General features: G+C 60.8%; 12 protein-coding genes and 1 tRNA gene. 10 read left to right on the forward strand and 3 right to left on the reverse strand.

The features are described 5' to 3' along the window. Window positions 1–4: 4 nt before the first annotated feature. On the forward strand, window positions 5–739 hold the full coding sequence (locus HF955_RS13795) for an RluA family pseudouridine synthase (protein WP_291075833.1): 735 nt from the start codon (window positions 5–7) through the stop codon (window positions 737–739). A gap of 53 nt (window positions 740–792) precedes the next feature. Here HF955_RS13795 and sppA read toward each other — a convergent pair whose 3' ends face one another. Next, window positions 793–2,565 (reverse strand): signal peptide peptidase SppA, encoded by a 1,773-nt coding sequence (gene sppA / locus HF955_RS13800; protein WP_291075835.1) that lies wholly within the window; start codon window positions 2,563–2,565, stop codon window positions 793–795. Between the two features lie 201 nt (window positions 2,566–2,766). Between sppA and HF955_RS13805 the strand changes: the two genes are divergently transcribed. The 9 genes from HF955_RS13805 (at window position 2,767) to HF955_RS13845 (ending at window position 9,914) form a co-directional block, all read left to right on the forward strand. Then, window positions 2,767–2,841 (forward strand) — tRNA-Gln (locus HF955_RS13805). 414 nt (window positions 2,842–3,255) lie between these two features. Next, the gene (locus HF955_RS13810; protein WP_027838577.1) at window positions 3,256–4,023 is read left to right on the forward strand and encodes a DUF3450 domain-containing protein; all 768 of its coding nucleotides are present in this window, start codon (window positions 3,256–3,258) and stop codon (window positions 4,021–4,023) included. A 34-nt stretch (window positions 4,024–4,057) separates the two neighbouring features. Then, window positions 4,058–5,455 (forward strand): MotA/TolQ/ExbB proton channel family protein, encoded by a 1,398-nt coding sequence (locus HF955_RS13815; RefSeq protein ID WP_291075837.1) that lies wholly within the window; start codon window positions 4,058–4,060, stop codon window positions 5,453–5,455. Between the two features lie 35 nt (window positions 5,456–5,490). Then, the gene (locus HF955_RS13820; RefSeq protein ID WP_027838575.1) at window positions 5,491–6,000 is read left to right on the forward strand and encodes a MotA/TolQ/ExbB proton channel family protein; all 510 of its coding nucleotides are present in this window, start codon (window positions 5,491–5,493) and stop codon (window positions 5,998–6,000) included. Further along, on the forward strand, window positions 6,000–6,416 hold the full coding sequence (locus HF955_RS13825) for a biopolymer transporter ExbD (protein ID WP_027838574.1): 417 nt from the start codon (window positions 6,000–6,002) through the stop codon (window positions 6,414–6,416). Before HF955_RS13820 ends, HF955_RS13825 begins: the two co-directional genes overlap by 1 nt. 11 nt (window positions 6,417–6,427) lie before the next feature. After that, window positions 6,428–6,847: a biopolymer transporter ExbD gene (locus HF955_RS13830; RefSeq protein WP_027838573.1), complete on the forward strand. Its 420-nt coding sequence runs from the start codon at window positions 6,428–6,430 to the stop codon at window positions 6,845–6,847. Between the two features lie 11 nt (window positions 6,848–6,858). After that, window positions 6,859–7,485 (forward strand): energy transducer TonB, encoded by a 627-nt coding sequence (locus tag HF955_RS13835; RefSeq protein ID WP_291075840.1) that lies wholly within the window; start codon window positions 6,859–6,861, stop codon window positions 7,483–7,485. A gap of 136 nt (window positions 7,486–7,621) precedes the next feature. Then, window positions 7,622–8,314: a TonB family protein gene (locus HF955_RS13840; protein WP_291075842.1), complete on the forward strand. Its 693-nt coding sequence runs from the start codon at window positions 7,622–7,624 to the stop codon at window positions 8,312–8,314. A 196-nt stretch (window positions 8,315–8,510) separates the two neighbouring features. Beyond that, a complete protein-coding gene (locus HF955_RS13845; RefSeq protein WP_291075843.1) occupies window positions 8,511–9,914 on the forward strand; it encodes a lipopolysaccharide assembly protein LapB in 1,404 nt (467 codons plus the stop codon). A gap of 54 nt (window positions 9,915–9,968) precedes the next feature. Here HF955_RS13845 and HF955_RS13850 read toward each other — a convergent pair whose 3' ends face one another. Further along, the gene (locus HF955_RS13850) at window positions 9,969–11,306 is read right to left on the reverse strand and encodes a VWA domain-containing protein (protein ID WP_291075845.1); all 1,338 of its coding nucleotides are present in this window, start codon (window positions 11,304–11,306) and stop codon (window positions 9,969–9,971) included. 11 nt (window positions 11,307–11,317) lie between these two features. Next, window positions 11,318–12,298: a MoxR family ATPase gene (locus HF955_RS13855; RefSeq protein ID WP_291075846.1), complete on the reverse strand. Its 981-nt coding sequence runs from the start codon at window positions 12,296–12,298 to the stop codon at window positions 11,318–11,320. Window positions 12,299–12,424 lie beyond the last annotated feature (126 nt).

A 12,424-nucleotide genomic window follows, 5' to 3' on the forward strand; every position in this document is an offset into this window, starting at 1 on the left:
CACCATGCGAAACCGGCCCCTGCCACCCATCAGCAACGAAGATCGTGCCTTCGCCGAAAGCCTGGTCCTGTACGAGGATTCAGACATCATCGTGTTCGACAAGCCGTCCGGCCTGGCCGTGCAGGGCGGCGGCGGCGTGACGAAATCCCTGGATGACCTTCTCGTCGCCTTTGCCAAGTCGAACGGCAAGAAGCCACGACTGGTGCATCGCCTGGATCGCGGCACATCGGGCGTGCTGATTGTCGCGCGGACCCGGCCCGCAGCGGCGTTCCTGTCGGAAGAGTTTTCAGCCCGTCGCGCGATGAAGACCTATCTCGCTCTGGTTCAGGGAACCCTGCCTGAAGCCGGGGAGGGCGTATTCGACCAGCCACTGGTCAAGGTGGAAGAGGGCGGGCGGCCCCGCATGCTGGCCGCGCGTCCGGGGCGCAAGGGCAGCCAGCAGGCCGTCACCGGGTGGCGCATCCTTTCCAGATCAGGCGGGTATGCGCTGATGGAGATGAAACCCGAAACGGGCCGCATGCACCAGATTCGGGCGCATCTGATGTCGGCGCGCTGTCCCATTCTCGGGGATCATCTCTATGGGACCGGTCGGACGTCAGCAGACAGGCTGATGCTGCACGCCCAGTCGCTGGAGATTGGAGTGCCGGGAGGCGGGCGGCGCCAGTTCACGGCCCCTGTGCCTTCCGAATTCCTGGCATTGGCCGGCGAACTCGATCTGGATGTTTCCGTCCAGCCATAGAAAAAGCCCTCCGTTTCCGGAGGGCTTTTGACATTTGACAGTTTCGCCGGAGATCAGCGTTCACGGAACCGCGGGACGATGGCCTGCGTCTGGCCGGAATTCACTGCTTCCATGGCTGCCAGCTGTTCCATCAGGACCTGCACGCGGTCATCGGAAGCCAGACGGTTCAGGGTGATGGCCGCCTCGGCCCCTTCGGCGGACACGCCGAACAGGGCTTCCAGCGCTTCCAGTCCGGTGGGGCGGTGCGGATAGTAGACGAGGCGCGGTGTCTCATCAGCCTCGATGCCGGCCAGTTCCTTGGCCTTTTCGATGGCGTCGATGAATGTGCCGACCTCATCGACAAGTCCCACTTCCAGAGCATCTTCACCACTCCAGATACGGCCGCGGGCGATTTCGTGGACTTCGTCATAGGTCATGCCACGGCCCTCGGCGACGATGCCGAGGAAGCGGTCATAGCCACGCTTCAGCATGTCCTTCACGGCTTCGGCCTGTGTGTCGGTGAACGTGTCCGCGCCATAGGCATCGGCGAACTCACCGCCCACACTCACCCGGTCAAAGGTGATGCCGAGCTTGTTGAAGCCGCCTTCGACGGCGAATTTGCCGCCATAGATGCCGATCGAGCCGGTGATGGTGGCGCGGTTGGCGATGATGTAGTCGGCGCCCGCAGAGACATAATAGCCGCCCGACGCCGCGAGCGAGCCCATGGAAACGACAACGGGCTTGCCATCGGCCTGGACGCGTTCAATGGCGTTCCAGATCTGGTCGGCCGCGACCGGCGAGCCACCGGGGCTGTCGACGCGGAAGATGATGGCCTTGATCTTGTCGTTCTTGCCTGCGTCCAGAATGGCGCGTGCAATCGTGTCGGATGCAAAGCCGGGCGGAGAGGAGAAGGGCGAGTCGCTTTCGCCGCCGCCGGTCACGACTGCACCCTCGCCGCCGACCACGGCAATCTGCGGCGCACGCAGGCCAGGGGTTGGCGCGTCATAATAAGCCAGATCAACCAGTTCGGCGTCTTCGCCGGCCCGTTCCAGCGCGGCGGCCGATGCCTCTTCAGGATAGCCAGTCTTGTCGAGCAGCTTCATCGATATGGCGGTTTCGGCCGGCAGCGGCCCGCTCTCAAGGGCTGTGCGCACATCGGCCGCCTTCAGGCCGCGATCTTCCGCGATGGCGTCGATGCCGGTCGACCAGACGGATTCTGCCAGGGTCAGCAGGGCTTCCTTGTGTGGCTCGGTATAGGAGGTCTCCTTGTAGGAATTGGGTGCGTTCTTGTATTCGTAGAACGGGTAGATTTCCGGAGTGACGTCGATCTTCTCGAACAGTCCCTTGAAGAATTCCGTTTCGAAGGTCAGTCCCGGGACGACGAGGTCGGACCCCGGCTGCATCCAGATTTCATCGGCGGCGGCGATCGACCAGTAGGCAGACGGGCCGCGCACGCCCAGCGTGCCCTGGGAATGGGCAATGACGAATTTTCCGGAATCCCGGAAGCTGTGCAGCGCCTGGCGCAATTCCTCGGCGCGGGAGCTGCCGGTGCCGATGAAGGCGCCGCGAATAAAGAGGCCTTTCACATGCTCGTCAGATTCCGCAGCTTTCAACTTGGTCAGCAGGTCGATGAATCCCGGCGATGAGGACAGGGCCGCAAAGCCGCCGGTCGGGGCCTGGTCGGTCATTTCCGCGTTGAGGTCGAGCGAGAGCACGACATTGTCCGGGCGCTCGGGCGCGGAACTGGCGGCACCCATGATGAGCATCATGAGAAATCCGAACATGAGAAGGATGAATATGAACATGGCGGCAAGTGCGCCAGCCATGGATAGAAAGAAGGTCTTCATTTAGGAGCGGTCTCCATGCGCACGGGTCGGGACTCGGTTTTATGAAATTCGATATTGCCGATTATCGATAAAAAGCAAAGGCGGGCATATCAGGGCGTGTGAAAATGCGCGCGTTCGTCGCATTACCTGCACAAACCCGGTGCAAAGGATGAGATCGGGTGTTGCCAGCAACCGCAAGAGTGGCTATCTCGGCGCCTTCATTGGGGTGTCGCCAAGTGGTAAGGCACCGGTTTTTGGTACCGGCATTCCCAGGTTCGAATCCTGGCACCCCAGCCACCGTCTCCCGGATCACTCGCCACGCGGGACGACAACGAAAGACAAAAAGACTCTCGTTACTGTATCACCCCGGTTGCGTTCGGGCATGCGCCGGATATTTTCCTAACGGAATCGTAAAGCAACTTATTGAATCCCGAATTGAGGGTTGTTAAGCCTTGGGGATCAAAAGTAAGGGCGTTGCGTACCCGGCGTCTGAGTGGCAAAGGGTATAATCAGAGAGCGGCCCACGCTCCAAAGCTCAGGGGAGAGGTCGGGCGTCTCACGCGCCTTTCGGCTTCCAGTCAGAACTTCCAGGCCAATTGTGTGTGTGGCCGTGGCATTGAAACCGGGACGTCCTCAAGAGCAGGGCGCCTGACTGTCGAATTCTTACGCGCAATTCCTGCGCGACCGTTTGGAGAGTGAGAGGCAAACCTCATGATGAAACTTCTGTCACCAGCTCGCGGCGTGCTCGCCGCTGCGCTGATTGTGAGCCTGGCCGTGCCGGCCCAGGCCCAGTTGCGCGAAGCGCTCAACACCGGCGAGCAGGCCACCCGGCGCGCCGAGCAGGTTCAAGAGCAAATCAACCAGCTGGACGACCAGCGCACGGACATGGTGCGCGAGTACCGCACGCTTCTGCAGCGCCGCGACGCCGCCGACCTGTATGCCAAGCAGCAGGAACTGGTCGTGCAGAGCCAGGAGCAGGAAATCGAGTCGCTGACCGAACAGCTCGGTTCGATCGATGACATCACCGCCCAAACGGTCCCGATGCTGCTCGGCATGATCGAAGACCTGAAGGCCTTCGTGGCTGCCGACCTGCCGTTCAAGGCAGAAGAGCGTCAGGCCCGCCTCGACGGTCTCGACGCCGTCATGGAAACGCCGAACGTGACGCCGGCCGAACAATACCGCCTCATCATGGATGCCTACCAGGCTGAAATGGAATACGGCCGCACGATCAGCACCTGGCAGGAAGAGATCACCGTCGACGGCAACCCGACCACGGTCGACATGTTCCTCTATGGCCGCGTCGCCCTCGTCTACACGACGCCGAACGGCAAGGCTGCCCGCTACAACCGCGCAACCGGCGAGTGGGAAGCCCTGAAAGGCGGCTATGTCGCTGACATCGACAAGGCGATCCGTGTTGCCCAGGCCAAGGCCCAGCAAGACGTTCTGTTCGCCCCGGTCCAGAAATTCTCCGTGCAGTAAGCGGCACGCACCAGGGATTAAAGAGGTAGTATAGATGTTGAAATTCAATTCCTCGCTGAAGGCTCTCGGTGCAGCAACGCTGCTCGGCCTCGGCGCAATCGCGGTGTCCGCTCCGGCCTCCGCGCAATCGCTCCAGGATGTTCTCGCCAAAGTGCGTCAGGACGCAAACCAGATGTCTGCTGAAGACCAGCAGCGCCTGCGTGAGTTCCAGTCCGACACGGCGGCCCAGGAACAGAGAATGGCAGATGCCCGCGGCGCCCTCGCTGCGGCAGAAGCCCGTGGTCGCGCCCTGAGCGCGCAGTTCGATGCGAATGAAGCCACGCTGGCTGATCTGGAAGCTCAGGTTTCCGAACAGGCAGGCGACTTCCAGGAGCTGCTCGGCCAGTTCCGGACCGCAGCCGGCGAAACCATGCCGGAAATCGCGAACTCCTTCGCGAACTTCGACTATCAGGGCCGCGTGGAAGGTATTGCCGAAATCGCCGAAGCCCGCACGCTTCCGAACCGCGCCCAGCTGGAGCGTCTTCCGAAAGCCATGCTGCAGGAAATGATTGCCCAGTCCGAAGTGAAGACCTTCACCGCCACCGTCGACGGCATTGGTGACAATGGCTCGAACGCTGAAGCTGAAGTGATGCGCGTTGGCGTGTTCACCGCAGCAACGGTCGATGGCACCAAGTTCGTCGAAGTCCGCAAGAAGGACGATGGCGAAACCTTCCTCCAGGCCTTCACGAAGCAGCCGAGCGGTGCCTTCGCATCCTCCATGCGCAGCCTGGTCAATGCCGGTCCGGACCAGATCGTCCGCGCCCCGGTCGATCCGTCCAAGGGTAACCTGTTCGGCATTCTCGGCGATCTGCCGGAATTCAGCGACCGCCTGAAGCAGGGCGGCCCGGTTGGCGCCGTCATCATGTTCCTGCTGGCTGTCGGCCTGCTGCTCGGTCTGTACAAGATCTTCACCCTGTTCACGATGGGTGGTGCCATGCGCAAGACGGCGAAAACCCGTCAGGCTGGCGACGGCAACCCGCTGGCTCGCGTGTTCGAAGCCTATGAGCAGAACAAGCAGAACGACATCGAGACGCTGGAACTCAAGCTGGACGAACAGATCCTCCGCGAGAGCCCGCGCATCGAGCGTTTCAACGACATCATCAAGGTTCTGGCCGCTGTCGCACCGCTGCTGGGTCTGCTCGGTACCGTTATCGGTATGATCATCACCTTTACGTCGATCACCATCTACGGTGCCGGCGATCCGAAGCTGATGGCTGGTGGTATCTCCGTTGCCCTTATGACCACCGTGTTCGGTCTGGTCGCGGCTATCCCGCTTCTTCTGGTCCACGCAGTCGTGTCCGCAATGGCACGCGGCAACCAGCAGATGCTTGACGAACAGGCTGCCGGCCTGGTCGCCGAGAAAGCGGAATCCACGCGCGGGGTGGTGGCGTAAGCCACCCCCCTCGTACACCCGAGGAGTAACCCGATATGGGTTTTGCAGACTTACAGGCTTTCCTCGATCGTGGCGGACCAGTGTTGCTGGTGATTATGCTCGCAACATTCTTCATGTGGGGCCTGATTTTGGAACGCGTGTTCTATTTCAGGTTCGCACATAAGCAGGTCGCTGCCGATGCGATTGCGGAGTGGCGTTCGCGCTCCGACCGGAAATCCACACTCGCGCACTGGGTAAAAGACAAGCTGGTCTCCGAAGTCCGCATGAAAGCGGAACAGAATGTCCAGCTGACCAAGGCCATGGTGGCGCTCGCGCCGCTGCTCGGCCTGCTCGGCACCGTGACCGGCATGGTCGCCGTGTTCGACATCATGGCGATCACCAGCGGTGCGGATGCCAAGGCCATGTCGGCCGGTGTGTCCCGCGCCACGATCCCGACGATGGCAGGCATGGTCGCCTCGCTCTCAGGCATTCTGTTCACCTCCGGCATGGACCGCCGGGTCAACCGCTCGGTCCAGCAGGTCGAAGATGCGATGGAGATTAGCTGATGCGAGGACGTACCCACAGAGCCCCCGAAGAGGCGAATGTCGACCTCACGCCCATGCTGGACGTGGTCTTCATCCTGCTCATCTTCTTCATCGTGACGTCGACCTTCGCCCAGGAAGAGACGATTGGTCTTGAACCGCCGCCGCCGCCTGCTCCGCAGGACCAGCAGCAGCAGCAGGTTCCCGCCATTCTGATTTATGTCGATGAATCCAACCTGATCACGGTCAATGGTCGTGTCACCGACATCGGATCCGTCCGCGCCAATATCGAGCGTGTGCGGGCCGAGAACCCGGAAAGCCAGGTTGTGATCCAGGCGCATCCGAAGTCGAGAAACGGCGTCATCGTCCTCATCCGGGACGCAGCCTATAGCGCTGGCTACACGACAGGGGTGAACCTTGTCCTGTCCCAGTCCGAGTAGAGGAGCACCACATGGCACGCAGAAAACGTCAATCGGCCGCCGGTGGCAGTGGGGCAGAGGATGATGTCAACCTCACCCCGATGCTCGACGTGGTCTTCATCCTGCTCATCTTCTTCATCGTGACGGCACAGTTCATCAAGGAGCCGGGCGTGGACATTGTCCGCCCCGAGGTGGACAACAAGGCGGCTGCGAAGCCGCTGGCCATCCTGGTCGCCATTGATGCAGAGAGCCGGGTCTTCATCGACAAGAAGGAAGTCGCTTCCGACGAGGTTGCCTTCACCATCAAACAGATGCGCGAAGACAATCCCCGTGGTAAGATCGTCATTCAGGCCGATGTTGCATCAGAGGCCGAAGTGCTGGTGGACCTGATGGAGACCATCAACAAGCTTGATGGCACGACGGTGATCGATGTGTCGGCGAAGAGAGACTAGGAGACAGACATATGCTCAATAATCCCCTTCTTCGCCTCGTCATTGCGCTCGGGATCGCGGTTCCGATCGTCTATGCCCTGTTCATGCTGATGAACTATCTCATCAGCGTGAAGGAAGTGAAGCTCGACCAGAGCGAGCAGCGCGTCCTGTCGGCGATCACGCCGCAACAGCAGGATTCAGACGTCCGGGTGCGCCAGCGTTCGAAGCCGAAACGCCTCGACTCTGCGCAAAAGCCGCCGCCGCCGCCGAAAGTGTCCGCGACCAAGTCGCAGATCGATCTGCCGACCCCCCGTATCGAGGGTGCCGCGCCGACCGACCTGAACCTTGGCCGGATGGACTCGCTGGCCATCGATCCGGTCGCCATTTCCGACCGTGACGCCCAGCCGATCCGTCCGCCGACCCCGTCCTATCCGCAACGCGCGGCAGAGCGGGGCACGGAAGGCTCCTGCGAGGTTCGCTTCGACGTGGACACCCGCGGTCGCCCGTACAATATCAGCGCAACGTGCACGGATAATGTGTTCAGACGTGAAGCGGAACGGGCTGTCAGCAAGGTGGAGTTCGCGCCGAAGATCATTCGGGGCCAGGCCGCCGAGCGTAAGAACGTGGTCTATCCGCTGGAATTCAAGCTGGCCGACTAGGCCGACTTCCGTGCGGAACAATCGAAAAGGGCGCTCTTCGGAGCGCCCTTTTTGCGTTGAACGTGGATGGATACCTGTGGTCTTGCCCCTACGTAAAGGTTATGATATAAAATAACAATAAATAGGAGGAAACCACATGATGTTCAAGCTTTCCCACGCCACCGGTCCGGACGATGCAGGCGCCGCTGCCGCCCATTCAGTGCTGGCTTCGGACTCTCGGCGGTTCGCCATGGCTTTCCTTCCGGCCGCGGCTGTAACCACCGGTCTGTTCCTGATGATGACCGAATTGGTGAAGGTCGAGGAAGTCACCCTTGCCGCGCCGATAGAGCGAATCCTGGAAACGATCGTATATGAGGAAGAGACGTCTTCACCGGTGCAGAACGAGCGTCCGGTCTTCGAGCCGATTTCCTCCGAAACGCCTCCGCCACCCCCCGCGATCCGGATATCGGGCCAGGAGGTTGGATTTCCTGTCATCACGGATCTTGGTCAGGTCCCGGCCCAGACACCCGTCGGGGAACTCAGCATGGTCATGACCACCGCGCAGCCGGTCGGCGACCGGATTGCTACACCTGTGCGACCGCCGATCCCGGTTTATCCGTCGGCGATGGCGTCCCGGAATGTCGAGGGGGATTGTCTTGTCAGGTTCAGCCTCACGGCACGCGGCCTTCCCTTTGATGTCACGGCCGAATGCAGCCATCGTGGTTTCGAATCGGAGGCGCGCCGCGCGGTCAGCAAAGCTGAATTCCTGCCACGCATTGTCGAAGGACAGGCCATGGAAAGTCACGGGCTGAGCTACCCGCTTGAATTCCGGCTCAGCGAGGAGGGATAATGATTAAAACCCTGTAGTACATCGTTGACGCAACGTGTCGCTTGCACCCATATTCGGCACGAAACGTAACAGATTTACACTGGGGCGGCCCGCGCGCAGAAAAAGCCTCATAAAGCGTGTGGAAGTCCTTGATCCGTCCGGTCAATTCCGGTTGAAAGAGCTGAACCCCGCGGTCCATGCGGACAGGAGAGGAATTATGGGATTTAAAGCTACCCTGAAAGGCGCGGTTGTCGCCGGCATGATGGCAGTTTTCGGTGCCGGTGCCGCGATGGCGCAGGCCGCTTGTGAAGAAACGCAGTTCTCGTCGAAAACGGGTGAGATCTACCTCAAGGCCGAACAGGCCGCGATGACCGACAAGGATTTCGGCAAGGCCGCCCAGTTCATGAGCCAGCTGAAGGCAGCCGGCCTGAACTGCTATGAAGAAGGCGCTGTGCTGAAACTGTCGGCTTACATCAATATTGAGCGCGGCGACCGCCAGGGCGCTGTCCGCGATCTGATGGAAGCCCTCAACAAGGGTTATATTCCGCCGAAGGATGCGCCGCAGACCTATTACAACATCGCCCAGATCTATCTTCAGGAAGAGAATGTCGAGAAGGCACTCGAATTCATGAAGAAATGGCAGGAAGCCGGTGGCAAGCCGGACCGCCAGCAGAAATGGCAGCTGGCCGTTCTGTATCAGCGCGTGGATGATTTCCGCACCGCCATCAGATGGGCCGAAGAGGTCAAGCGCGACGATGGCAGCAATTACAAGCAGGAAGTCTACGACCTGCTGATCTACCTGTACAATCAGGTCGACGACAAGGCGAAGCTGGCCCAGATCCTGGAAGAAGTCCTGGTCCGCAATCCCACCGAGCGGAAGTATTGGGACGCCATTGCCGGCAACTATTTTGCCGCCAATGAAGAGCGCAAGGCGTTTGAGGTCCAGAAAGCCATGTATCTGGCCGGTCTCCTGACCAAGGAAGACGAGCTGATGCGGGTTGTGAACTTCTACAACCGCTTCAACGCGCCCTATCACGCCGCCCAGATCCTCGAGAAGGAAATGAATGCCGGGCGCATCAGCAAGTCGCTGAAGAACCTCGAACTGCTGGCCAACTTGTATCAGGTTGCCCGTGAGCACGAGAAAGCCATTCCAGTGATCCAGCAGGCTGCAGCGGCCGGTGGCGGCGGTGCGATGCTCGAGCGTCTTGGCCGGTCCTATGCTGACCTGCAGAAATGGGAAGAGACCGAGAGTGCACTCACCCAGGCCCTGAATGCAGGCGGTATCAAGGATCGCGGCACGGCCTATGTCATGATCGGCCAGTCCCGCTATGAGCGTGGCGATCGTGCCGGTGCCCGCGAAGCCTTCCGTCAGGCAAACAATCGCGGTGGCCGCGGCTGGCTGCAGTTCATGGACTCCGAAGAGGCAACAGCCGATGCCCTGGTCTGCTTCGAAGTCCAGTCTGCCTATCTGAACATCGAGAACGAAGCGAAGATCTGTAAGCGCCTCGCGGTTCTCGGCGAAGAGAACGTGCCGGAAAGCTGCAAGACGGTGCCGGAGCGCCTGAAGGCTGCCGAAGAGAAGTTCAACAGCACGCCGGAATGCCGCGCCCAGCGGTCGTAACGGATCTTTGAAATTTCAAGGAAAGCCCCGGCCGGCGTGCCGGGGCTTTTTGATTCAGCCATAAGCGCTGAGCACGTCATCCACAGCGCGTTCCAGATCCTTCAGCGTGGCGACATGGCTGAGCGTGGAGCAATAGGGGCGGTAGCGCGGAATTTCACTGTCCCCCGAGCCCCAGGCCGCCATGGGTTCGGGGTTCAGCCAGATGGTGCGCTTGGCGCGGGCCGCAAAGTCCCTGAACAAATCTGTTCGCGGATCGTCATAATTGGAGCGGCCATCGCCCAGAATGATCAGCGTGGTGCGCCGGTCGATCAAGGCCTCATGCTCGCGCTTCAGATCGGCCAGGGCCTGTCCGTAATCGGTTGACCCCATGCCTGCCTCGCGGAGGATGGTGTCCATGGCCTGATCGAAGGGCAGGTCTTCCAGAAAGCCATCGACAGAGACAAGCTTGTTCGAGAAGGCGAAGGCGTGCAGGTCCGGGACAACGTCCTTCATCGACCAGAGCAGCAACAGCAGGAAGCGGACATAGCGCGCCACTGATCCGGACACGTCGCACACCACGACGATCTTGGGTCGCTCGCGGCGTTTCTGCCGCCAGACAACATTGAAGGGCACGCCGTCCACACCGGCATTCGCGCGCATGGTCCGCCGCACGTCCAACTGGCCGCGATTCTTCTTGCGGCGACGGCGGGAATGTTTCACGGCCAGCCGCTTGGCAATGCGTGCCACGAGAATCTTCATGCGTGCCATGTCGCCGAGTTCGATGGCGGAGAGTTTCTTGCTTTCGGCAAACTCGTTGCGGAACTGTTCGGTCTCTCCCTTGCCGAAAATGTCATAGCTGCGCTGGACCCGCTCGCGGGCCCGCATTGTCAGGTCCCGGCGCAATTCGATCAGGCGCTCGGCTTCGGCGTCGCCTTCCTCGCTTCGTGCCTCGAAGGCCTGCATCAGGCGTTGCTGCAATTGGTCGCCGCCCATCTGGCGAACCATTTGCTGCGCATAATAGGCGATTTGCGTCGAAAACCGGATGTCGTCGATGTCCGCAGCGTCTGCTGCCTGTTCGAGGGCGGCGGCGAGGGCGGCCTCATCGCCGGATTCCATCAGCGCCACGGGGTCCGTATCCTGGCCGCCTGATGCCGCATCCGGGGCGTCGCTGTCCTGCTGAGCCGCCTCGCCAGGTATGTCGCGGCTGGCAAAGAAGGCGTCGAACAGATCGTCGAACGTGATTTTCTCTTCCGGGGACTTGGCCAGCGTGCACCGCAGGGCATCCTTCATCAGTGTGCGGTCCGAATAACCCGTCACGGAAACGGCGCGTGTGGCGTCCAGCGCCTCGCCCGTGGACACCCGCACATCAGATGCGCGCAGGGCACGGATGAAGCTGGTGATCTGACGGTCCATGCCTGCCTCGGTCAGCGTGCCATATGTCCTGAAAGGGCGGGCTTGCCGTCGGTGGCTTGCCGCACAAGTTTCGGCACGTCCCCGGACACGGCGGCGATGTCGCTTTCATGTTTCAGCAACACGTTCAATGTGTCCCGCACAAAGGCTTCATCCAGCGCATTGGCGTGCAGCAGCAGAAGCGTCTTCGCCCAATCGACGGTTTCGGCAATGGACGGGCGCTTCTTGATGTCCATGTCGCGTACGGACTGAACGAAACTGACCAACTGGTTCAGCAAATCCTCGGAGATGCCATCCACGCGGGCCTGAACAATGCGCTGTTCGCGCTTGTGATCCGGGAAGCCGATATGGAGGTGCAGGCAGCGCCGCTTCAGCGCGTCGCCGAGTTCGCGCACATTGTTGGATGTCAAAATGACAATGGGCGGGACATTCGCCTTGATCGTGCCGATTTCAGGCACGGTCACCTGATAGTCCGACAGGACTTCCAGAAGGAAGGCTTCGAATTCCTCGTCCGACTTGTCGATTTCGTCGACCAGCAAGACACTGCCCGCCGCCTGCCGCATCGCTGTCAGCAGCGGACGGGCTTCCAGGAATTGCTCCGAGAAGAAGAGGTCCTCGAACGAGCCAAGCTTTCCGAGGGAGGATTCCAGGGATTGCTCGTCCCCTACCACTTCGTTCAGCTTTTCCTTCAACAGCTGCGTGTAGAGCAGCTGCTTGCCGTATTTCCATTCATAGAGCGCCTTGCCCTCATCGAGGCCCTCATAGCATTGCAGGCGCAGCAATGGCACATCAAGCCAGCGCGACAGGGAGGCTGCGAGGTCTGTCTTGCCGACGCCAGCCGGGCCTTCGATCAGGATGGGCTTGCGCAGGCCGAGCGCCAGGAAGACGGCGGTCGATATCTGGCGGGTCGAAATATAGCCAACAGATTCAAGGCCCGACGTGATCGCGTCGATCGACGTCATGGGCTCGTAGCCGGTAAGAAGTGTCTGAGTCATCCCCACAAGGGGTAGGGCGGCCGGCGGAGGCTGGCAAGCCGTATCGCCGGGGCAGGACACGGCTTACGTAGTTTGCCGAATTGGTGCGGCCTCCGGTGACCGGTTAGACTGCCGGAAATCTCGAGG

The organism is Hyphomonas sp., from assembly GCF_017792385.1.
Taxonomy (GTDB): domain Bacteria; phylum Pseudomonadota; class Alphaproteobacteria; order Caulobacterales; family Hyphomonadaceae; genus Hyphomonas.

Excerpts from the sequence above, each read along its gene's own strand:
- HF955_RS13840 (WP_291075842.1), top strand. The coding sequence starts at position 7,622 with ATGATGTTCAAGCTTTCCCACGCCACCGGTCCGGACGATGCAGGCGCC.
- sppA (WP_291075835.1), bottom strand. The coding sequence starts at position 2,565 with ATGAAGACCTTCTTTCTATCCATGGCTGGCGCACTTGCCGCCATGTTC.
- HF955_RS13850 (WP_291075845.1), bottom strand. The coding sequence starts at position 11,306 with ATGGACCGTCAGATCACCAGCTTCATCCGTGCCCTGCGCGCATCTGAT.
- HF955_RS13845 (WP_291075843.1), top strand. The coding sequence starts at position 8,511 with ATGGGATTTAAAGCTACCCTGAAAGGCGCGGTTGTCGCCGGCATGATG.
- HF955_RS13825 (WP_027838574.1), top strand. The coding sequence starts at position 6,000 with ATGCGAGGACGTACCCACAGAGCCCCCGAAGAGGCGAATGTCGACCTC.
- HF955_RS13830 (WP_027838573.1), top strand. The coding sequence starts at position 6,428 with ATGGCACGCAGAAAACGTCAATCGGCCGCCGGTGGCAGTGGGGCAGAG.
- HF955_RS13835 (WP_291075840.1), top strand. The coding sequence starts at position 6,859 with ATGCTCAATAATCCCCTTCTTCGCCTCGTCATTGCGCTCGGGATCGCG.
- HF955_RS13795 (WP_291075833.1), top strand. The coding sequence starts at position 5 with ATGCGAAACCGGCCCCTGCCACCCATCAGCAACGAAGATCGTGCCTTC.
- HF955_RS13820 (WP_027838575.1), top strand. The coding sequence starts at position 5,491 with ATGGGTTTTGCAGACTTACAGGCTTTCCTCGATCGTGGCGGACCAGTG.
- HF955_RS13855 (WP_291075846.1), bottom strand. The coding sequence starts at position 12,298 with ATGACTCAGACACTTCTTACCGGCTACGAGCCCATGACGTCGATCGAC.
- HF955_RS13815 (WP_291075837.1), top strand. The coding sequence starts at position 4,058 with ATGTTGAAATTCAATTCCTCGCTGAAGGCTCTCGGTGCAGCAACGCTG.
- HF955_RS13810 (WP_027838577.1), top strand. The coding sequence starts at position 3,256 with ATGATGAAACTTCTGTCACCAGCTCGCGGCGTGCTCGCCGCTGCGCTG.